The sequence below is a fragment of the Allobosea sp. genome, assembly GCF_035944895.1.
In the GTDB taxonomy this organism is placed as follows: domain Bacteria; phylum Pseudomonadota; class Alphaproteobacteria; order Rhizobiales; family Beijerinckiaceae; genus Allobosea.
This window is the reverse complement of sequence record NZ_DASZAT010000012.1, coordinates 406,598-426,749: the sequence shown is the minus strand read 5'-3', so window position 1 is coordinate 426,749 and position 20,152 is coordinate 406,598. Positions and strand designations below refer to the sequence as shown.

The following is a 20,152-nucleotide window of genomic DNA, read 5'->3' as shown; positions in this document are numbered from 1 at the left end:
CTGCGCTTCGCCCGAGAATGACGGCGTTGTTTACCCCCGGCACTCTGCCAGCAGCTTGCGCATGAAGGCTTCGCCGGCGGCGAACTGCTCCAGCGTGATGTATTCGTCCGGCTGGTGCGCCTGGTCGATCGAGCCGGGGCCGCAGACGATCGTCGGAAGCCCAGCGCGCTGGAAATGCCCGGCCTCGGTGGCATAGGCGACAGCGATGGTGCTGTTGCGGCCGGCGAGGCGCATCACCAGCGTCTCGGCCTCCGAACCCGGATCGGGGGCGAGGCCCGGCACGTCCGAGCTCATCACCGTCTCGATCGCAGCCGAGGGCGCGGTCCTGCGCATGCGCGCCAGCACCTCTTCCGACAGCTTGGCGAACCGGGCCGGCACTTCGTCGGGGTCGGAGCCCGGCAGCGTGCGCACCTCCCAGGCGAGATCGGCGCGGTCGGCCAGGATGTTGCGGGCGATGCCGCCATGGAATTTGCCGATATGGACGGTGTCGTAAGGCGGATCGAAGCGGCCGCTGTCGTCGATCAGGCCTTCGCGCTCATCGGCCATGGCGACGAGCCCGGCGGCGAGGCGCGTGCCGGCATGGACGGCGCTGGCGCCGAGATGCGGCTTGGAGGAATGCGCGGCAAAGCCGGTGATCGCCGTGAAGAAGGTGCGGATGCCCTTATGCGCGTCGGCGAGCTCGAGCGAGGTCGGTTCGCCGACGATGACGGCGCGTGGGCGCGGCAGGCTCTTGCCCATCGCGGCGATGCCGTCGACGACGCCGAGGCAGGTCACCTCCTCGTCATAGGAGAAGAACAGGTGGATAGGCGTCTTCAGGTTCGCTGCGAGGAAATCCGGCACCAGCGCCAGCGCCAGCGCGACGAAGCCCTTCATGTCGACCGAGCCGCGGCCATAGGCCTTGCCGCCCTCGACATGCAGGGTGAACGGATCGCGCGACCAGGCCTGGCCCTCGACCGGCACGACATCGGTATGGCCGGAGAGCACGATGCCGCCCTTGTCCTGCGGGCCGATCGTGGCGAACAGCGCCGCCTTGTCGCCGGTCGCGTTCGGGAAGCGCACCGACGGCACCCCCCAGCTGGCGAGGTAGTCCTCGACGAAGGCGATCAGGTCGAGATTGGATTTATGGCTCACCGTGTCGAAAGCGACGAGGCGGGCGAGCATGTCGAGCGGCTGATAGCGCTGCCCGGTCGGTGTTGCGGTAGTCAATGCAGGACCTTCTTCACATAGGGCGAGTCGAGCGGAAACAGAGGCACTTCGACATCGAAACGCGCGCCGTCCTCGCCGAGCATGGCATAGACGCCGCGCATGCTGCCATCGGGCGTCATCAGCGGGCAGCCGGAGGTATAGCTGAAGCGCTCGCCCGGCTGCAGCACCGGCTGCTGGCCGATCACGCCGTCGCCGCGGACCTCATGCACTTCGCCGCGTCCGTCGGTGATGACCCAGTGCCGCGTCATCAACTGCATGGTGCGGGACGAGAGGTTCTCGATCTCGATCGTATAGGCCCAGAAATAGCGGCTCTGGTCCGGCGTGGATTCAGAGTCCATGAACTTCGGCGAGGCGGTGACACGCACGCCATGCGTTTGAGCCTGGTACATCATCGCAGCTCCGTGCCGCCTCCATGCGGCTCTCGCCGGGCGGCGGGAAGGTCTTGTTATGACTTGCGGCGGCGCAGCGTCAATGCCGTCAACCGGTTGCAGACCGGATGATCGGTGAGTACGCGGGCATGTGGACAACCTGACGCCGGACTCGCCAGCGCCATCCCGGTGCGGCAGGAAGAACGATCAATCTCGCGGCAGGCTGGCTTTGCGCCGCGCTTCACAAGGTGGTCTGATAGCGCCATGGCGACATCGCCCGACATGCTGGCCGAGATCGCGACCGCGCCGGCTTCGCTCGCCGGTCCCTCCGGCGTGCTGCCGCGCCAGGACATCCGCAAGCTCGTCCATCGCGGCATGGTCCGCTCGACCTCGGGCGCCTTCGCCGAGAGCCAGTACCAGCCGGCGAGCCTCGACCTCAGGCTCGGCCACAAGGCCTATCGCGTCCGCGCCAGCTTCCTGCCCGGGCCGAACAAGAGCGTCGCCCAGATGCTCGCCGACCTGACCCAGGACGAGGTCTCGCTCGAGGAGGGCGCGATCCTCGAGAAGAACTGCGTCTATGTCGTCGAGCTGATGGAGTCGCTGCACGATCTGCCGGCGACGATCTCGGCTTTCGCCAATCCGAAGAGCTCGACTGGCCGGCTCGACGTCTTCACCCGCCTGATCGCCGACCGCAGCGAGGCCTTCGACAGCGTCGCTGGCGGCTATTCCGGCAAGCTCTACGCCGAGATCTCGCCGTCGAGTTTCTCGATCAAGGTGCGCAAGGGCAGCCGCCTCAACCAGTTGCGCTTCCGCCGCCGGAGCTCCGGCCAGGAGGAGGCGGAAGGCTTCCGCGTCTCCGACCGCGAGCTGCGCGAGGTCCATCGCCATACCGCTCTGGTCGACGGGCCCGCGACGATCCGCAACGGCCTCCTGTTCAGCATCCATCTCGGCGACGCCGAGGGCGAGATCATCGGCTACCAGGCCCAGCGCTTCACGGATGTCATCGACGTCGACCGGGTCGGCGGTTACGAGATCGACGATTTCTGGACGCCGATCCCGGCCAAGCGCAAGCGGCTGATCCTCGACCCGCATCAGTTCTATATCCTCGCCTCGAAGGAGCGGATCTACATCCCGCCGGCCTTCGCCGCCGAGATGGCGCCGATCGACCCGGCCATGGGCGAGTTCCGCGTCCACTATGCCGAAATATCCTGTACGGCGTAGGTGTTCCCTCGACGGATCGATTGGGAGGAGAGCGCCGATCTCTCTCTGATACCCTTGCGGGCCCCCTGATTCCGGTAGGAGGCGGCGCGGCGCAGCCGGTCTGGGTGGCGCAGCCGCGCCGTCTCCGACTCGCTAGGGCTCCATGCCAGAGCCGCGGCACCGAGGTTGGCGGACGCCGCTGAGGCGTGGCTAGCTGCGTGCGGATTGGCCGAGAAATCAGCGGCTTTCCGACTCAATCTGCGGCGGACCAAGAGACTGCGGTCTCTTCTAACAACTCTGTAATTTTCACGTTCAGTGCAACTGCCGCGCGATCGACTGTTGTTAAAGTCGGGTTGCGGACGCCGCGCTCGAGCCCGCTGACATACGTCTGTTCGACGCCCATGCGAACGGCAACTTCATCCTGCGATAGCCCAGCAGCCACGCGGATCCTCCGCATGTTTTTTCCCAAGATCTGCCGAACGTCCATTGAGTGAACGAAGCGGAGACCCGTTTGCAATTCTAGGTATTATAGTATCTAAAGCGAATCGCAGAGGCGCGGCGCACTGCGGCTCTGCTCCCTTTTAGGTGCTTCAATGAGAGAACCAACGGACGAAGAGCGGGAGTGCTCGAGCAGCCCTGCGATGCGTGTGTTCGACAACGTCGCACGGCGCTGGGGGCTTTCCGAGCGGATGAAGCTTCAGCTGTTGGGATGCGTAGAGCATGAGTTTCGCGACTGGGCTCGCGACGCGCGATGGCACAGGCCTCTGATTTTGGAGGTAGCTCTTCTGCTGCGAGTTTCAGCTGTCTTGGGCGTCTTTGGCGATTTGCGTCAGCTGACGAACGGAGCTGCGGAGGAAAGGTGTTGGTTCGCCCGTCAGCTTGCGGCTCCGTCATTTGAAGGAAAGGCGCCAATATCGCTTCTGGCCACTCACTTGAAAGCCAAATGGATGTTCGCCGGCATCTAATCGCGCACGTTATTGGCCAGCATCCACTGAACACGGTGGGTGAACGCTTAGAAAAATACACTGACCAAGATCTGACCTGGGTTTGAGCACGTGACCACCATCCGCGCAGTCTGCTTCGATGCATTCGGAACTGTTGTCGAAATCACTGACAAGCGACGTCCGTTTCAAAAATTACTTCAGAACGACTACGATGATGTGTCGGTGCGAGCGATGACACAACCTCTTGGCCTTAGAGCTCTCGCGAGCCAGCTCCAACCACGTCCACTAGAGGAAGTGATTGAGAAATGGGAGGAGGATCTCGAGGCCGAATGCGCTTCAATAGCCCCGCGTCCGAGCATGAAATCAATATGGGCGACGCTTAAGCGTGCACGACTTCAGATCGCGGTGTGCTCGAACTTGGCCGTCCCTTACGCGCTGCCAATGATCAGAGCTCTACCAGAAAGCCCTGACGGCTTGGTTCTGTCCTATCGCGTAGGCCTAATGAAGCCGCACAAGGAAATTTATTCGATTGTAGCGTCGCAACTCGGCCTGAAGATTTCGCAGATCCTTTTTGTCGGCGACCGCCAGGAAGAGGACGTGCTTGGTCCAATCGCCGCGGGCGCTTGCGCGATGCCAATTGGCGAGTTCGAAGCCTTCTTTGGCACTGCCCCCTCGATCTATGCGCCCACGAACGTGGTTGAATTGTTCGAGCGGATCGCCGCCGCGAAAGCGGGCTAAATCGGAGCATTTGAGCAACAAATCTCGAATGGATACAGCGTGCGCCTGCTAGTGATCTCCGACATTCACCTCGAATGCGGTAAATTCGATTTTCCTATCTCGATGCCTCAGTTCGATGTAGCCGTTTTCGCGGGCGATATCGGGCAGCCGATTTCGGCAGCGGTATCGTGGATGGTCGAGCAAGAGCAGACTGGACCGCTGCGGGGTCGGCCAATCGTTTACGTCCCTGGCAATCACGAGTTCTATGGAACGGTGATGCAGCACAACCTTGCTAAAGGTAGCGACGCTGCGGACCTTGCCAATATCGAGCTTCTCTCTCGCCGAACTGTCGTGATTGATGGGGTACGCTTCATCGGTTGTGTTTTGTGGACCGACTACCGGCTGTACGGTACGCCAAAGCCGTCAATGGTCTATGCCGGTCAAACGCTCAATGACCATCGGCTGATCCGCTATAAGGAGGCGAGCGGGCACTTTAGCCGGTTCATGCCTTGGCACGCTGCGGCAGAGCATCGCCTGGATCTGGCATTCATTCGCCAGGAGCTCTCGACGCCTCATAGTGGGCCGACTGCTGTGGTCACTCACCATGTGCCCCATCCAAACTCCATCGAGTCGCGGCACCAAGGCAGCCAGCTTACTCCGGCCTTCGCCTCGGATCTGAGCAATCTCATCGACGAATTTCAGCCAGAGCTCTGGATCCACGGTCACGATCACGGATCACATGATTATCAGATTGGACGAACACGCATCTTCGCAAACCAGGCGGGCTATCCAAATCTCCACGGTGATCGTGAGAACCGCGGTTTCGACACACGCTGTGTTATCGAGATTTAAATACCTTTGATCCTGCGCGAATCGTGCTTGCCATTTTACCTCTTTCCAGGTGGCCGGTATCGCGAGGGTCACGTGGAACCTTAAAAGCCACGGCGCAAACGCGATGGCTTGGCGAGAGCCGCGGAAGGCGCGCCGGGACTCAACTTGGCGTAGTGGAAGAGGCGCGTCGAAAGTTGGGTCGGCCCAGAACCGCACTCCGATCGGCTCGGCGACTACGCCATGTTTCGCTCCGCGTTCGTCAAGAACCCTATGGCGGGGCTTTAGCGGGCGCATCGAGCGCATAAAGTATCAAAATCACATTTTTGCGAAATAAATCAATATATTGTGGCGGTTAGGTGTGACCGGGCACGTATATTACCGCGGTTAGGCGTGACCAGTTCCGTTATTCATGCGCCAAAAAATCAGGTCGCAACAAAACGAAACGAAATTTTTGTTGCGAACTACAAACTATTACGTGTATTGAACGAAGAGAATGCCTGAAGTATCACAGATACAATTGATTCGCTCTGAAGCTAAGCTTTAGCAAGGCGAATTGCGGCATAGAGACGGAACGATGCTTCAGCTCATGGTTGTGGGTTCCAAGAACCATCAGGGTATTGAGCCGACCAGCGCATTGGCTGCAGCATTAGGCCCTGCGTCAGTGATCAAGGATAGATATCGTTTTAACTTTAGCTATGTTGTCGATCGATCAACGATGATGCCTGTCAAGGCAATTCTTGAGTATCTTACGCATTCAGCGTCAAAGAGATCGGTTAGCGAAACGACCATCAAAAATAAAGCTGATGCTTGTTATGAATTATTTCTATACTTAGATGCAATCGATTTGGATTTCCGCGACATCTGTCTCGGCACGCTCGTAGAGTATAAAGAACGGCTTTCCGCTTACGTCTCGCCAAAAACAAAGAGTCCGCTCGCTGCAGGCACTGTTAAGTTGCGCGTCCAAATCGCGCGAGAATTCTGCGAATATCATAAGATTTTGGAACCGAGAGCAGCGAAAGAGATCGTCGGAAAGCCCCTGTACGGAGCTTTCTTCACTTACAACGCGGACTCCGAATCCGATTTGAACGTCAAAAACAACAGTTCGCTCGTAGAATATATAAACAAGGCAGACCTGAGCGATCTGATGTTGGCGCTTGCAGTTAAGCTAGATAAGGACAGTTTTCCGTATTCGCGGGATTGGCTGATATCGGCATTTTGTCTCACGACAGGCGCAAGGATATCTGAGGCTCTCGGAATCAGTCTCAGGCAAATTTCTGCTGCGTGCAACAGCATTCAGAATAACCGGCCCGCTGTAATCAGGTTGATTAAAACAAAGGGGTCGAAACCCAGGGATATTATTGTCGACCGAGATTTGATTACGCTTCTAAAGGGATACATCGATGGTCCGCGCGCGAAGGCCATCAAGATAGGGAAAGTTCATCGGACATCGTTCGACGGCGTCGAAAGTGTATTTGTAAACGGGAGCGATTGCGCTCCGCGTTACGCTGGTTTGCCCTATAGTACAAAGCGAGCGGAGGAGTATTTTGCATCAGCGCAACTCAGCATTGGTATGGTTAGGACCATACCAATTTATGATTTGGAAACTAGGCAGCCTATTGGGGAGCGTCAGGTTAACAGATATAGGATTCATCACCTGCGGCATACTTACGCAATACAGGCTTGGCACGCCTATCGTCGACTACCAGAGATCGACAGATGGATAAAAATACAGGGGCAACTTGGCCATAAAAGCCATGAAGTGACCGCCTCTATCTATCTCCGAGCCGTCAAACACCTCGAGGGTGATGCTCGAGATGTCATGGGCGCATACCTGAAGTCACTAGCTGGATTTCAATGAACATGGCGAACGAATCAAAGAAATCGAAAGCCGATAAGCCGCGCGTAATCCGTGGTCCATCAGGCCATTACCATCCGTTTTTCCCAGCGAAGGTTTTCGATCGTGAGCAGAAATTCGAATTTAAAAACTGGAATGAGTTCGATGAATCGTTAGCGCTCCAAGTAACTTCAGCGTTCGTCAGCCAGTTCGCTAAACACAGTTATCTCTCTAGAGATGTCAAGCGTGGCAACTTGAATAAGCTCTATAAGTTTGTTTCGGCCCAAGGTATCAAATCTCTAACTGACATAACGGATAACGATGTTCAGGCTTTCAAGAAATTTCTTGAGCCAGTGCGGTCAACTCGTGTCAACGACTGGAGCACAGCTAGGAGTGTCATCGAGCGTGCCTTTTCCACAGCAGGCAAAACTGCACCAAAAATGGAAACTGCGCCCTGGGCGCGAAAGCCAGAGGAATGGTCCCCGCCAGTCAACAAGGGCAAGGTTTTTGCTGCAGCGCCAATAGGCCAGATCAGGGAAGCCGATCGGGAACAATCGGCAGTTCGGTCACATCCTCGATCCCGATTGGCGAATCTCCCAGTTGCAAAAGTCGAGACCGGTTCTGAGGGCGCGGTCAGCAGGTTGGACGTGGAACCGACCGTCATCGAGGCTGGCGGTGGCCGAATGATATTCTTTCCTGCGCGAGGTGCCGCGCCTGCCCACAGGCAGGATTTCACTGATTGGTGGCTGTTTGATCGGAGTTTCGCGAAGGAAGTAATGAGCGCTACAATCGCACTGAAGCGAAATAACACTCGAAAAGCCTTAAATACATGGCGAACCAGATGTCGATATCTCATGTCGTTTCTGAAGCAACTTCCTGTAAAGGAGCGTCCGCGATCGTTTTCAGATTTTTCATCGACCCATTTTTTGGCATTTCGGACATTCATCGACAAGGGAGATGTCGCAAATAGGACCAAGAATTGGCGGGCTGCTACCGCAGTTATTGCCCATGCCTGTAAGGCACACTCAAAGGCTGTTCCAGCGTTTCCAGTTAATCCATGGCCGGGTCACGCGGCGCGACAGCCAGCCGCGACGCGGCCCTTAACTGCTTCGGAAGTTGGCGCTGTCCTCAATGCTTGCATGAGATCGATGCGCGTGACGCTCTCGTCCGCAGAACAGACAGGTTATGAGGGTGTTACGTTAGCGGAGCTGTTCCCATTCGTTGTGACGCTTGCATTCTGGACATTGTTCAACCCCGAGACAGTGGCCGGCATTCGGCGCTCCCAGGTTAGATCGGATTTTCTCGGACGGTTTGCAGTCGTTGGCTTTAAGGGGCGCAGTACCACGGACCAGGTCGCGACCTTCCCGATCAGTGATGATCATCCCTGCGCGCCAAAAGCAGTGATTCAAAACGTAGAAAAAATCACCAAGCCACTTCGTAATCGCCTGCCACCCGACAAGCGGGATTATCTTTTCGTCGGCCTCATGCGTCAACCTTATAGAGCAAAGGCGATGGTGCAGAGATTTGCAGATGTGGAAGGTGGGATGATGTCATTTTACAGAGATAGATTCTGTAAGGATTTCAATCTCAAGAAATTTACGTTGCAGCAGGTTCGCGTGACAGGTGCCGTGATCGTAAATCGCCTGTTCGGCGGCGATGTCAAAACGAGTCAGTTACTACTGAATCATCTCCACATTGCGACCACCGACAGCTACGTGCGGCGGGATGCGCGGCGAGTCGAAGCGGAACGCCTTGCTGATCAAATAGAGAAGCGCTCGCGGTTCGTGCGATCCGGCGGAGCGCGGGATGTGCGCGACCAACCGGAGGGCACGCAGAGTGCGGCAACACCCGGCTTCGCTTGCGCCGATCCATTCTTCCCGCCTGCTTGGCTCGGTCAAGATGAAGGAATGTGCGCGGCCTATGGAGGGTGCCCGACCTGCCCGCTTGGCTCAGTCGACCGACGTTGTCCCCATAGCTTTGCCAGTGTCCTGAGGCTTCGGAACCAAATCCGCGAGGCGCATCGTGACCCCCGGATGCCTCCCCGTAGCTGGACCGATATCTGGAAGCCTCGACTTGAGGCGATCGAAGAGAAGTGGCTCCCAATGTTTTCCGATGATGTGAGAGCTGAAGCGGCCGCCGATATTCGTGACGTGGTCATCGCTCCTCTTCCTTTTCTTGACGAGGTTTAACCGTGGCAAAGGTTCAAGCGGCACGAGCTCCCGACTTGGGCACTCTATTTGAGGAGGGGAGCGTCTGGGAGGATGAGGTTTGGCGGTTTCCGGTTACGACGCCTGGAGCTAACCGAACGCTCTTCAGCATGAATTGGGCCATCCCACTCGCTGACGGCAAAGTACTGACCGATCCGGACTATGCTGAGGTTCTGCATGCCTGGAAGCAGGTGCTCTGGATCATGTTAACTGCACCACCGGACGGGCATCCCCGCAAGGGCTCATTCTGCGGGCGATTCGGAACCGCATTGAGGCTTCTTGTGCCGTGGATGATTTCGTCGCATAGCCTCGATTTTGTCGATCTTGATCGCCGGGCATTCGGCGAATTTCAGGAGGTGGTACGCGGAAAATATCAAGATGATGAAGATGTTGAAATCGATGAATTGCTGAGTGAAGATGGCGTCACGGTTGACACGGTCTCAAGTTACTTTGCCATATTTTCACTTCCATATTTCGTGCGGAATGAATTAGCCGCAGCAGGCATCTCTCATCCATTGGAAAACCCACTGAATGGGAGGAGTGCGCTCGATGTCGCACGTGATTTCTGTAAAACGGAAACAAGTCCGACGCGGGAGGTACCAGACTCGATCTTTGTGGCGGCCGTCAATACCACGATGGCAACGCTGGACGAACCGTGGCTCGAACCACTGATAGAGTTGAACCAGGTTCTATCGTCACAGCCGGTCGGCGATCATGAGCGGGAGTGCGAATCCTTCCGTCAGGCGTACTTTCCTGACACGCCGCTTACGACCACTTCGGTCAGGTGCACCAAAGAGGTTGTATTGCGTGTACGGGCTGCTTGCCAACTTCTCATTCAAGCCACGTCCGCGTTACGGATCTCTGAGCTTTGCGGCATCAAGTCACGCGGGCGCAACAAATCGACCGGGCTTCCCGCATGTATTAGTGTCGAGCGAACCTTCGACGATGAGTACGAGATTTTCAGCCTGAATGCCGAACTGTTCAAGCACACGCCCTCCTCGGAGCCGGCGACCTGGGTGCTCGGCATGCGGCCCACTGGGTCCAACTACCTGCCGCCTCCGGTGCGCGCCATCGATGTTTTGGAGCGTCTGGATAGCGGCTGGCGCCAATTCGCCGGCAAGGACACGCTACTCATTCAGTTTACGGTCAACTGGGGGTTTCCTACGAGCCGTCGGTTTGTTGCGGGAGCAACAGGCGACGTCGTCAGGAGGCATCAGCAGCGTTGGCTGATCGAATCGGGGTGTGCAAAGGAAAGTGACGCCATCTCCACGCACATGTGGCGCAAAACTTTCGCTCGCTACTTGGTCCGCGTATCGGCCGACCTCCTTCCTGCAATTTCGCATCATTTGCAGCACCTTTCGATTGCCATGACGGAGATCGGTTACTGCAAGCCGGATAAGACCATGCGTGACATTGTGGCCGATGCACGGGTCGAAGAGGCGGGTTCCATCATCTTCGGCGCCATAACCGGCCAGCGGCGCATCGAGGGACCGGTTGCCCAGGAGATACGAGAGCTCGCAAACGGCTTGTCACAACGTTTGGGCAACAGACCAGCAGCCAGCGTATCGCAAGATATTGAGCAGGAGATTCGTGAGAGACGGATTGAGCTGTACGGCAGCGAGATTGGGTGGTGCGTTTTCCGCGGCGAGAGCGCTAGATGCCACCTTCTTGCGGACGATCCCACTCCAGCGTTCCTTCGCCTTGCGCCAGCTTTCGGCAATAGGCGCCCGGCGGTCTGCCACAAATGTGCGAACTTCGGCATTGGCGATGAACATGTCGGATTTTGGCACGAACGACACTCGTCCTTTCAAAAGCGATTGGCAGCTTGCGGTCCGGAGACCCCACCGAGCATCAAGACGTGCCTGAAGCGCTCTCTTGACCGTTGCGACACGGTGCTATCTTGGATGAGCGCTAAAACTGATGGCTGATGCTCGCGTTGAGGAGAAACAGAGCGCGCAGGAGCGGCGCTTCTTTGAAGCAATTGATCGAATATTGGCAGGAAAACCCCTCGAAAAAACACTCAAAGAGAGCCTGCGTAGAAGAGAGGCTGTTGCGCTGAATGTTACTAACGTCGCGTTAGAAGCCGGATTCGCGCGGACTTATCTTTATAAGAACCGAGCCGCGATGGAGCGTGTTTGGGCAAGAATTTCGTCCCCTCAAAGTCGAGGCTCCGACAAGGATGCCATCATCCGCGAGCTGCGAGACTCGAACGCGAAGCTGCTGGCCGAACGGAATCTCGCCATCGACGCTGCGCGGCGGTGCATGCAGGAAACGATCCGGGCGAATGAAAATAGCAGCAAGGAAAAGGCGAAGGCGCGACTAAGCCAGGAAAATGTTAGACTGCAGGCCAGAATAGCTCACCTCGAAGGGGAGGTCGCTAACTTGCGAGCCAGGTTGGAAAGCGGGAACATCATCCCGTTCCGGCCCTGAGGGCGGATTGCACGATGCCTACGGGCGAAAGAGAGACGGGCAGACATCAGTCGTGCCGACCTGCCTGTTGCCTCAAGGTGGCTCTCCCGTCCAATCCGGTTTAGCTATAGGGGCTTGAGACCATTTGTCGCGAATTTGCGATCAGACAAATTGTATTTCCCCTCCCTTCAAGTGCCGGGCCTTCCGAATAAAAAGCCTTCCATGCCCCAGCAGAGGGCCTGATCGAGGGAAAGCGCTGTGGATGACGAGGACAATGGCGGCTTGAGCAGGCCATTGTATGTAGACTACCAGCCAGCCCCATCCGGTGTGAGAAACGATGAATTTTGGAATTTGGCCGTCACAGTGGATCCGGCGAGCTATTGAGGCGGGCGTCATTTGCTCTAGTACGCCGATCAAGGAGGCCGCGATCCAGCCGGCGAGCCTCGATCTTCGCTTGGGCGACCGTGCTTATCGTGTGCCCACCAGTTTTCTGCCGGGCAAGGGAAATTCAGTCGCTCAGCGCTTGGGCGATCTCGCAACGCATGAGATGGACCTGACGAAGCCTCAGGTCCTTGAGCGGAATTGCGTTCACATCATTCCGCTTCAGGAGAGTCTGCGCCTCGAGGAGGGTACCAGCGCCCGTGCCAACCCTAAAAGCTCGTCCGGCCGGCTCGATATCTTCGTTCGCCTTATCGCGGATTGTGGAACCGCGTTCGACGAGATTCCCGCGGGCTATGCCGGTCCCTTGTTTGCCGAGGTCGTGCCGCGCTCCTTTCCAGTGATCGCGCGTGCCGGCGATTCACTCAACCAGCTCCGTTTCCGTGAAGCCGCCTCGGATCTCAAGCGCCCCAGCCGGACCTTTCCTGTTTCGATCGATCTCGAAGGAGCGGCTGCCAACGGCGTTGTCGCCTATCGGGCGCGTAAAACCACTGGCCTGATCGATCTTCAGCAGATCGGAAAATATGACAGGAACGATTTCTGGGAACCAATCCAATGCCGCCCCGGCAGGCGAGAGCTCGTCCTCGTGCCGGACGAGTTCTATATCATGGCCTCGCTCGAAGATATTGAGATAGGCGAAAATGAAGCTGCAGAAATGATAGCTTATGATACCGCTGTTGGTGAAGTACGGGTACACTATGCTGGTTTTCTGGATCCGTTCTTCGGGAAATCAAAGAATAATGTAAGTAATAGTAGCAAGGTTGTTCTCGAAATCAGGAGTCATGACGTTCCGTTCATGCTCGATCATGGCCAGCGAGTAGGAACTTTGATTTTTGAAGATATGATCGAAACACCGGATAAGTTGTACGGTCAACAAATCAAATCCAATTATCAAGGCCAAGGCCTGAAGCTATCAAAACAGTTCTTTTGAACCGGCCACGCAGTTCAGAGCCCATGCATTTGGCATCGGCCGTGCAAGGGAATCTTTAGCTGAAATACGGTTCTGTTGCGTGCGCGAGTCAAGACTGATCTGAGCCCTTAAAGCGTCACTGCCGCATATCGGCATCTAGTAGCCGGAAGATGCCCGTCGCGCTGGCACAGAGCCTGTCGGCGGCGAACAATTCCACTTCGCCGAAGCTGAGGCTCCGCGACTGCCTGAGGATTCTGGGCCGAGCCACGATCAGGTCGCCGACCTCGATGCGGTCGAGGAACGTCATGTCGAGCTTGATCGTGATGCGTTGCGCCATTTGTGGACATTGGCGGGTTGCCCGAAAGCAGACGTGTGTTCGGTAGCCAATTTATGACAGGCGCCATGCCGACGCGACATCTGTTCAAAGGGCCCAAGTGGCTTTTGCTTCGCTTGCAGATCCGGGCCGCCTGAGAGCCATACAAGCAATCGCTCAGATTCAGGCCACTCTTTCGCATTCCAGGAGGCGCTGGAGATGGCTGCGCGCCGTTGCGAGCTGCGCGTAGTCGGTCGTCTCGCTGAATTTCGCGCAGCACGCCGCCAGCAGCTCCGACGCCTCCGCGGAACGACGATCGGCTTCGAGAAACTCCGAAAGGATCGTCACGGCGCGAAGCTCGAGCGTCAGTGCACCGATCTCCTGGGCCTTGTCGATGGCCAGCCTCAACAATCTTTCCGCTTCTTTCGGGCCGCTGGTGGCGAACGCGATCAGGCCGCCGATCCGCTGGATCTCGGGCACACACCAGTTTGCGGTCTGTGCCTGCGCCAGCCGGCCGGCTTCCTCGATGAGCTCTTTCGCCTCGTCGATGGCGCCCACCTCGAGCAAGGCTTCCGCGACCATGCTGTAATGCATCGGAGCACGCAGAAGGTTCCGCGCGGCAATCAAGTCTTCAAGCCGCGCCCTCATTTCGGCCGCTGCACCGGACTCTCTTCGTTTGGCCCGCAAAGCGCTTCTGAAGAAGCTGCACACCTCTCGCCAGATGCCGATGTCCTGATGCCGGCCATTGTCCTCGAGCATGGCGAGAAATTTGGCGGCTCTTTTCAGGTCGTCTGTCCAGAGTGAGATGGGAATCGCGCAGACGGCGAGAACGTTCGATTGCGAGACGACATGCCCTGTTGCCTCGGCGCGCTCAACCGCAGCCTGAGCGACATGCATTGCGCGGTCCGGTTCTCCTGAAATCCAGAAGGCGATTGCGAGCGAGCATTTGATATGGGCATCTCGCTCCGCCTGAAAACGGGTCAGGCGGACCGGTTCCCTGGAGAGCTGTTGGGTGGCCGCGAGCTTCTCGAGTCTCTGGCGCGCGCTTGAAATCTTTCCGATGTAGATTTCGGCCATTCCCATCATGCGGTTCCCCTCCGCAAGGGCCGGCCAATCGGATTCCGCTTCGGCGATCGTCATGAACTGGTGGAGCTTGTCGATGGCCTCCAGCGGTCGGCCTACATAGATCAGATATGCAGCCAAGCCCCAGAGACCGTGGAGCTGGTACTCGGCATTCTTCGTCTTCACACCGAGCAGATAGCATTCCTCCCAGACCCCCTCGATCGCAGGAGCTAAGTGCTGGGCAAAGCTCATCCCCGATGCGCGGGCGGCGACGAGTTTCATGACGAGATCGGCGGGGCAGTCGGCCAAGTCATGTACCACCGACAAGGCGCGCTCGATCCTCGACAGCATTTCGCTGACGGACGACGTTTCCATCCAGAGCGGGATCGCGGCGACCGTCAGCCTTATTCCGAGGACGCGATCTCCGGTGGGGCCGAAAGCCCAAGCGAGCGCGTTTCTCAGATCATCGATGCGACCCGCGTATTCGGACATCCAATCCGACTTCGGACGCGAGGCACGCTCTTCCGCAGCCCTTTCATAGAGATCGAGAATGTGCCGAGCATGATGCTGAAGGGCCCTGTCGCGCTCGCCCGCATCCACCTGCCTTTCCAGGGCATAAGCACGTGTGCTCTCGAGAAGCCGATAGCTGAGCGTCCCGTCCTGGTATTCGGCGCCGAGCATCGATTTCTGCGTCAGACGCTCCAATGCGTCCACTGTTCGTGACGTATCGAGGCCGCCCGCCTTGGACATGGCGACCACGTCGTGGACTCTGAACGTGCCAGCAAATGCCGACAGGAATCTGAGGAGCGACGCCTCGTCCTCCGATAACAGTCGGTAACTCCAGTCGAGTGTCGCCAGAAGCGTCTGTTGGCGCAGCGGTGCGGTGCGGACATCGTTGCCAAGCAACAGGAAACGCTGCTCGATCATTGTCAGCAGTGTCGGCACTCCGAACGTCGCCGTCTTGCTGGCCGCCAGTTCGATGGCGAGAGCTATGCCGTCCAGACGATGGCAAATCGCCGACACTAGCGGCGCATCTCCATCGCTCAGAGCATAGGTCCCGCGTTCCTGGGCCCGGGCGACGAACAACTGCACCGCAGCGAAGGTCAAAGCTTGCTTCGCAGTTTTGACGATACCTGTCGCCGGCACATCCAGCGTCGGCAATCGATAGATCCGCTCCGAACCAATCCGCAACGGCTCGCGACTGGTCGCGAGGATCCTGATGGTCGGAACTTTGTTCAGGAGGCGGTCGGCGATCGCCGCGATGGTCGACAGAAGGTGCTCGCAATTGTCGATGACGAGAAGAGCACTCTTACCGTGCAGGGCTTCGATGATATCCGAAAGCAGATCGTCCGATCGCTGCCTTGCCGGTACGCTCGCTGCTACGGCGGCAATCGCGTATTGCGGATCGCCAACGCAGGTCAAATCGATAAAGTAAGTCCCATCGGCATATTTCGGCAGTTCTTGATGCGCAACCGCAATAGCGACCGTCGTCTTTCCCACACCGCCCGGGCCAATGATGGAAACGCAGCGCGCCTCGGCCAGCATTGACGCGATGCGCGATATCTCCTGGTCTCTGCCCAGCGTAAGGGAACGGCTTGGAAGTGCTCTTGAGGCTGCAGCGCTCGGTTGGATGGCTGGGGTTTGGTCGTCATCGACTTCGACAGGGGCAACGAAACGATAGCCGCGGCCGGCCACGGTCGCGATGTAGGTTTCGCCGGAGTCGGAAGAGAGTGTCCGGCGCAGTGACGCGATGTTGACCTTGAGATTGTCCTCATGGACGAACGTGTCCGGCCAGCAGAAATCGATGAGTTCCTTCTTGCCGACGATCTCTCCGGACCGGCTGAGGAGCATGGTGAGGATATCGAGCGCGCGACCGCCTATCCGGACGGGGGCTCCGTCACGCAGCATGAGTTGACGCTTCGGCAGAAGGCGGAATGGTCCAAATCGGTAGACACGATGGTTTGGGTTTGGAGGATCAGCCGGCATTCTGCGATCGCCCCGTACGAAGGTCGGTCCAGCCTCTTCCAGCCGCGCAACTCTATCCATGACCTGTCTGCTGCGCGCTTCCTGTAAGTCAGGATGGCCGATGGGTCTGCCCGATGCAAGGCCGGAGGGGCGTGTGGCGGCTCTCTCCGCCGGAAGACTTGACCGCGGCTTTTACCAGAATTTACCGTCTTTTACCCTGGTCACCACATGGCTGACGTCGGATCTGGTCCATTCTTGCGAGTCTTGGTTGAAATCGAGGGGCGGCATCCGCCGTGGCGCTGAGGTGCTCATGACGACGCGTAGAGCCGTATTGAAGGGTGCAGTGAGCTCCACAGTGTGGGGTCTGGCGAGTTGGGAGGCCTCGGCTCAGTCAGCGGGGAGGTTCATCTTCGCGAACACGGCCGCCTATGACAATCTCGACCCTCACACGGTCTTCGACGTCTCGCGCGCCGCGACGCGCCTCAATCTCTATGACGGACTCTATCGCTGGGTCGACAATCCGCCCAAGATGATCCCGTGGCTGGCGGAGAGCCACACGGTCTCGGAGGATGGTAGGGTCTACAGCTTCAAGCTCCGAAGCAACGCCAGGTTCCATGACGGGAAACCCGTCACCGCTGACGACGTCGTCTATTCGATCGAACGGATCATCGCGCTGAGAAAAGGGCCGGCAAGCTACTATCTCGATGTCATCAAGCCAGGGTCGACGCAGGCTCTCGATCCGACGACCGTCGTGTTCAATCTCGTCCAGCCCTATGCGATCTTTCTGGCGACGCTTCCCGATATTCTGATCGTCAACAGTGTGCTCGTGAAGGCCAACGAGAAGGATGGCGATTGGGGCGAGGCTTGGCTCGCTCGCAACGAGGCGGGATCGGGTTCTTATGCGCTGCGCCGGCATGACCCGGCCGTAGGCTGGATCGCGCGTCGCTTCACCGATCACTTCGCCGGCTGGTCGGGGCAGCCCATCGAGGAGATCGAGTTCCGGACGGTACTCGACATGAGCACTCGCGTGCTCGGTCTGATCCGCGGCGACTTTCATGCGGCGGACGGTTACTTGCCCCATGATCAGATCGAGCGGCTGCGTCGCTCGTCTAACGTGCAGATCATCGAGCAGGAGGCGATGCGTGTGTTCGGGCTCGCCTTGAACAACCGCAAGCCTTTGATGAACAATGTTCATTTCCGGCGCGCGATCGCTCATGCCTTTGATTATGACGGCTTCATCAAGAACATCCTGAAGGATTCGGTCTCGCGCAATCCGGGTCCCAATCCGAATACGATCTGGGGCTCGCCTTCCGGTTTGAAGGGGTACGACTACGATCTCGACAAGGCGCGCGAAGAACTGGCGAAAGTCGGCGATCCACTGCGAGTGATCGGCATCAACGCCATCGCCGGCTACAGCGACTCCGAGCAAGCGGCGATCCTGCTCCAAAATGCCCTCCGGCAGATCGGTGTCGAGGCCGCTGTGGAACTGTCGCCCTGGAGCGTGGTCCTCAGCCGCATGAGCAAGCCCGATACGCGACCCGACATCATCCCGGTCTGGAGAAGCAGTTTCTATATCGACCCAAATAATTGGGTGGGCGAGTTGTTCGGAGCGCGTTACCATGACTCGCGCAGCTTCTCATATTATAGCAATCCGGAGTTCGAAAGACGCCTTGATCGAGCACTCATCTCGCGTGATCATGAGGAACGCAGAAGGCTCTACGAGGAAATGACGCAAATGGTCATGGACGATGCGGCTAGCATCTTCATCTACAATACGCGCTGGTACGGACCCTATTCGCGCAAGGTGAAGGATATCCGCTTCTCGCCCGTGAACCATGGGCAGGACATGCGTTGGGTTTCGATGAGCCGGTAGCGAGCCATCGGAGCCGGAGACAGCAAAGTGAACTGGCTCTCCATCGTCGCGATCAGGTTGCTCTGGTTCATCCCGACACTTTTCGGGCTGCTGGCCATCGTCTTCGTACTCTCGCGCGTCGTCCCGGTCGACCCCGCGCACCTGGCGGCGGGGGAGCAGGCTTCATTCGAGCAAGTTCAGCGGATTCGAGCGCGTTTTGGCTTCGACAAGCCGCTGCCGGCGCAGTTCGTCAACTATCTGCGCGATGTCGCGAGCGGTGAACTCGGGATGAGCCTTTACACGCAGCGACCGATCGTGGACGACCTCGCTTCACGGTTGCCAGCAACATTGGAGTTGATTCTCACCGCGTTGCTGCTGGCCGCATTGTTCGGCATTCCGCTCGGCGTGCTCTGTGGCTTGCACCGCCATTCCTGGCTCGACCACATCCTACGTGTGATCACGGTATCCGGGCTGGCCGTCGCGTCCTTCTGGCTCGCGATGCAATTGCAGCTGCTGTTCTCGATGAAGCTCGGCTGGCTGCCGCTCGCGGGACGAATCGAGGGTTTCCCGCCCGACATGATCACCGGGTTTCTGCTGCTGGACGCTTTGATCAGTGGCGAAGGCGATCTGTTCGCATCGGCGCTCCGGCATCTGGCGCTGCCGGCCCTGACACTCGCCCTACCGGCCGCGGCCTCCGTGGTGCGCTTTATGCGCAACGGCGTCATCGGCGCCATCCAGTCGCCCTCGGTCGCCTACCAGACCGCGATGGGTTTTCCACGCTGGCTGATCGTCTGGAAATACGTCCTGCGGTTGGCCTTGAGCACGACGGTGACGCAGCTCGGCCTGATTTTCGGCTTCCTGCTCGCCGGCACCGTCGTCGTCGAAACCGTCTTCGACTGGCCTGGCCTCGGCGGCTATGCAGTCCGCTCGATCCTCCAGTCTGACTATAACGCGGTGATGGGTTTCACGCTCTGCGCCGGCGCCCTTGTCCTCGTCATCAACCTTTTCGTCGACCTGCTCCAGTTGGCGATCGATCCACGTGGCTCCGTATGAGGGAGCTGCTTGGACGCTTCGCGCGCGATCGCGCCGCCCTCCTTGGCCTCTGCATCATCGGCCCACTGGTGCTGGCAGCTGTATTCGCACAGGTTCTGGCGCCTTATCCAAATGATGTCGTGGATTTCCACCTCGAGCGTCGGCTGCTGCCACCATCTGCCGACGCACTGCTCGGCACGGATCGAATGGGCAGTGACATCTTGAGCAGGCTGCTTTTTGGGGCGCGGACGACCCTGATGCTCGCGGGCGTCACGGTTGGACTCGCATTGCTGATCGGAGTGCCTATAGGGCTCGTTGCCGGCTACTACGACAACCGGATGAGCGAAGCCCTGATGCGCATCGCTGAAATCTTTCTGGCGGTGCCCCAGATCGTGCTCGCAATCGCCATCGCACAGACGCTCGGCCCATCGATCAAGAACGCAATCCTGGCGCTGACGCTGACGTACTGGCCATTCTGGGCGCGGCTTGTCTATGCCGAGACACGATCGATGCGGAACGAGATCTTCATCGAATCGGCGGTCGCACTCGGCGCATCGTCATGGCGGGTCGTCGTGTTGCACATTCTGCCTGCCATTGCTTCGCCGATCATCGTACGCACCTCGATCGGCATGGGCGCCACGATCCTGACCGCCGCCACATTGGGTTTCCTTGGGCTTGGCCCGCCGCCGACCGCACCGGAATGGGGCCGCATGATCTCCGAAAGCCGCGAGCACCTGCCCGAGGCATGGTGGTATGCACTGGCGCCGGGTGTCGCCATCTTCCTGACAGTGCTCGGCTTCAACCTGGTCGGCGACGGGCTGCGCGACATTCTCGATCCCCGATCGCGGCGCGGCCCATAAGACG

Annotated in this window: 17 protein-coding genes; 12 read left to right on the top strand and 5 right to left on the bottom strand. The window is 58.4% G+C overall.

The features are described from left to right. Positions 1-30: 30 nt before the first annotated feature. Entirely contained in the window at positions 31-1,206 is a 1,176-nt protein-coding gene (gene argE, locus VGV58_RS24150) for an acetylornithine deacetylase (protein WP_326876595.1), read from the bottom strand. Beyond that, the gene (gene apaG, locus VGV58_RS24145; RefSeq protein ID WP_326876594.1) at positions 1,203-1,595 is read right to left on the bottom strand and encodes a Co2+/Mg2+ efflux protein ApaG; all 393 of its coding nucleotides are present in this window, start codon (positions 1,593-1,595) and stop codon (positions 1,203-1,205) included. The genes argE and apaG overlap by 4 nt, the downstream gene beginning before the upstream one ends. Before the next feature lie 243 nt (positions 1,596-1,838). Here apaG and VGV58_RS24140 point away from each other — a divergent pair, with 243 nt between their 5' ends. Continuing rightward, entirely contained in the window at positions 1,839-2,795 is a 957-nt protein-coding gene (locus VGV58_RS24140; RefSeq protein WP_326876593.1) for a 2'-deoxycytidine 5'-triphosphate deaminase, read from the top strand. 232 nt (positions 2,796-3,027) lie between these two features. On the opposite strand, the gene VGV58_RS24135 is transcribed toward VGV58_RS24140, so the two are convergent. Further along, on the bottom strand, positions 3,028-3,231 hold the full coding sequence (locus tag VGV58_RS24135; protein ID WP_326876592.1) for a helix-turn-helix domain-containing protein: 204 nt from the start codon (positions 3,229-3,231) through the stop codon (positions 3,028-3,030). A 184-nt stretch (positions 3,232-3,415) separates the two neighbouring features. Here VGV58_RS24135 and VGV58_RS24130 point away from each other — a divergent pair, with 184 nt between their 5' ends. From VGV58_RS24130 to VGV58_RS24095, 8 genes are all read left to right on the top strand, one after another. Further along, positions 3,416-3,739 (top strand): hypothetical protein, encoded by a 324-nt coding sequence (locus VGV58_RS24130; RefSeq protein ID WP_326876591.1) that lies wholly within the window; start codon positions 3,416-3,418, stop codon positions 3,737-3,739. A 90-nt stretch (positions 3,740-3,829) separates the two neighbouring features. Further along, entirely contained in the window at positions 3,830-4,456 is a 627-nt protein-coding gene (locus tag VGV58_RS24125; protein ID WP_326876590.1) for an HAD family hydrolase, read from the top strand. A 39-nt stretch (positions 4,457-4,495) separates the two neighbouring features. Further along, positions 4,496-5,287, top strand: coding sequence for a metallophosphoesterase (locus VGV58_RS24120; RefSeq protein ID WP_326876589.1), 792 nt, complete (start codon positions 4,496-4,498; stop codon positions 5,285-5,287). Between the two features lie 553 nt (positions 5,288-5,840). Continuing rightward, complete coding sequence (locus VGV58_RS24115) at positions 5,841-7,124, top strand: tyrosine-type recombinase/integrase (RefSeq protein ID WP_326876588.1); 1,284 nt, start codon at positions 5,841-5,843, stop codon at positions 7,122-7,124. Between the two features lie 2 nt (positions 7,125-7,126). Further along, positions 7,127-9,289, top strand: coding sequence for a hypothetical protein (locus VGV58_RS24110; protein ID WP_326876587.1), 2,163 nt, complete (start codon positions 7,127-7,129; stop codon positions 9,287-9,289). Between the two features lie 128 nt (positions 9,290-9,417). Continuing rightward, complete coding sequence (locus tag VGV58_RS24105) at positions 9,418-11,235, top strand: site-specific integrase (protein WP_326876586.1); 1,818 nt, start codon at positions 9,418-9,420, stop codon at positions 11,233-11,235. Continuing rightward, entirely contained in the window at positions 11,228-11,737 is a 510-nt protein-coding gene (locus tag VGV58_RS24100) for a hypothetical protein (protein ID WP_326876585.1), read from the top strand. The genes VGV58_RS24105 and VGV58_RS24100 overlap by 8 nt, the downstream gene beginning before the upstream one ends. A gap of 316 nt (positions 11,738-12,053) precedes the next feature. Continuing rightward, on the top strand, positions 12,054-13,085 hold the full coding sequence (locus VGV58_RS24095; protein ID WP_326876584.1) for a 2'-deoxycytidine 5'-triphosphate deaminase: 1,032 nt from the start codon (positions 12,054-12,056) through the stop codon (positions 13,083-13,085). 115 nt (positions 13,086-13,200) lie between these two features. Here VGV58_RS24095 and VGV58_RS24090 read toward each other — a convergent pair whose 3' ends face one another. Further along, entirely contained in the window at positions 13,201-13,452 is a 252-nt protein-coding gene (locus VGV58_RS24090) for a PaaI family thioesterase (RefSeq protein ID WP_326876793.1), read from the bottom strand. 108 nt (positions 13,453-13,560) lie between these two features. Beyond that, positions 13,561-16,347: a winged helix-turn-helix domain-containing protein gene (locus VGV58_RS24085; RefSeq protein WP_326876583.1), complete on the bottom strand. Its 2,787-nt coding sequence runs from the start codon at positions 16,345-16,347 to the stop codon at positions 13,561-13,563. 178 nt (positions 16,348-16,525) lie between these two features. Between VGV58_RS24085 and VGV58_RS24080 the strand changes: the two genes are divergently transcribed. From VGV58_RS24080 to VGV58_RS24070, 3 genes are read left to right on the top strand one after another with little or no spacing between them, the layout of a single operon-like run. Then, positions 16,526-18,277 carry an ABC transporter substrate-binding protein gene (locus VGV58_RS24080; RefSeq protein ID WP_326876582.1) on the top strand — a complete coding sequence of 584 codons (1,752 nt, stop codon included), beginning with the start codon at positions 16,526-16,528 and terminating at the stop codon, positions 18,275-18,277. Between the two features lie 27 nt (positions 18,278-18,304). After that, the gene (locus tag VGV58_RS24075) at positions 18,305-19,309 is read left to right on the top strand and encodes an ABC transporter permease (RefSeq protein WP_326876581.1); all 1,005 of its coding nucleotides are present in this window, start codon (positions 18,305-18,307) and stop codon (positions 19,307-19,309) included. Continuing rightward, positions 19,306-20,148 (top strand): ABC transporter permease, encoded by an 843-nt coding sequence (locus VGV58_RS24070; RefSeq protein WP_326876580.1) that lies wholly within the window; start codon positions 19,306-19,308, stop codon positions 20,146-20,148. The genes VGV58_RS24075 and VGV58_RS24070 overlap by 4 nt, the downstream gene beginning before the upstream one ends. Positions 20,149-20,152: the final 4 nt, after the last annotated feature.

Bases quoted from the DNA above. Each gene is read 5' to 3' on its own strand.
- apaG (WP_326876594.1), bottom strand. From the start codon at position 1,595: ATGTACCAGGCTCAAACGCATGGCGTGCGTGTCACCGCCTCGCCGAAG.
- VGV58_RS24140 (WP_326876593.1), top strand. From the start codon at position 1,839: ATGGCGACATCGCCCGACATGCTGGCCGAGATCGCGACCGCGCCGGCT.
- VGV58_RS24135 (WP_326876592.1), bottom strand. From the start codon at position 3,231: ATGCGGAGGATCCGCGTGGCTGCTGGGCTATCGCAGGATGAAGTTGCC.
- VGV58_RS24130 (WP_326876591.1), top strand. From the start codon at position 3,416: ATGCGTGTGTTCGACAACGTCGCACGGCGCTGGGGGCTTTCCGAGCGG.
- VGV58_RS24115 (WP_326876588.1), top strand. From the start codon at position 5,841: ATGCTTCAGCTCATGGTTGTGGGTTCCAAGAACCATCAGGGTATTGAG.
- VGV58_RS24110 (WP_326876587.1), top strand. From the start codon at position 7,127: ATGGCGAACGAATCAAAGAAATCGAAAGCCGATAAGCCGCGCGTAATC.
- VGV58_RS24105 (WP_326876586.1), top strand. From the start codon at position 9,418: ATGAATTGGGCCATCCCACTCGCTGACGGCAAAGTACTGACCGATCCG.
- VGV58_RS24100 (WP_326876585.1), top strand. From the start codon at position 11,228: ATGGCTGATGCTCGCGTTGAGGAGAAACAGAGCGCGCAGGAGCGGCGC.
- VGV58_RS24095 (WP_326876584.1), top strand. From the start codon at position 12,054: ATGAATTTTGGAATTTGGCCGTCACAGTGGATCCGGCGAGCTATTGAG.
- VGV58_RS24085 (WP_326876583.1), bottom strand. From the start codon at position 16,347: ATGCTGCGTGACGGAGCCCCCGTCCGGATAGGCGGTCGCGCGCTCGAT.
- VGV58_RS24080 (WP_326876582.1), top strand. From the start codon at position 16,526: ATGGGTCTGCCCGATGCAAGGCCGGAGGGGCGTGTGGCGGCTCTCTCC.
- VGV58_RS24070 (WP_326876580.1), top strand. From the start codon at position 19,306: ATGAGGGAGCTGCTTGGACGCTTCGCGCGCGATCGCGCCGCCCTCCTT.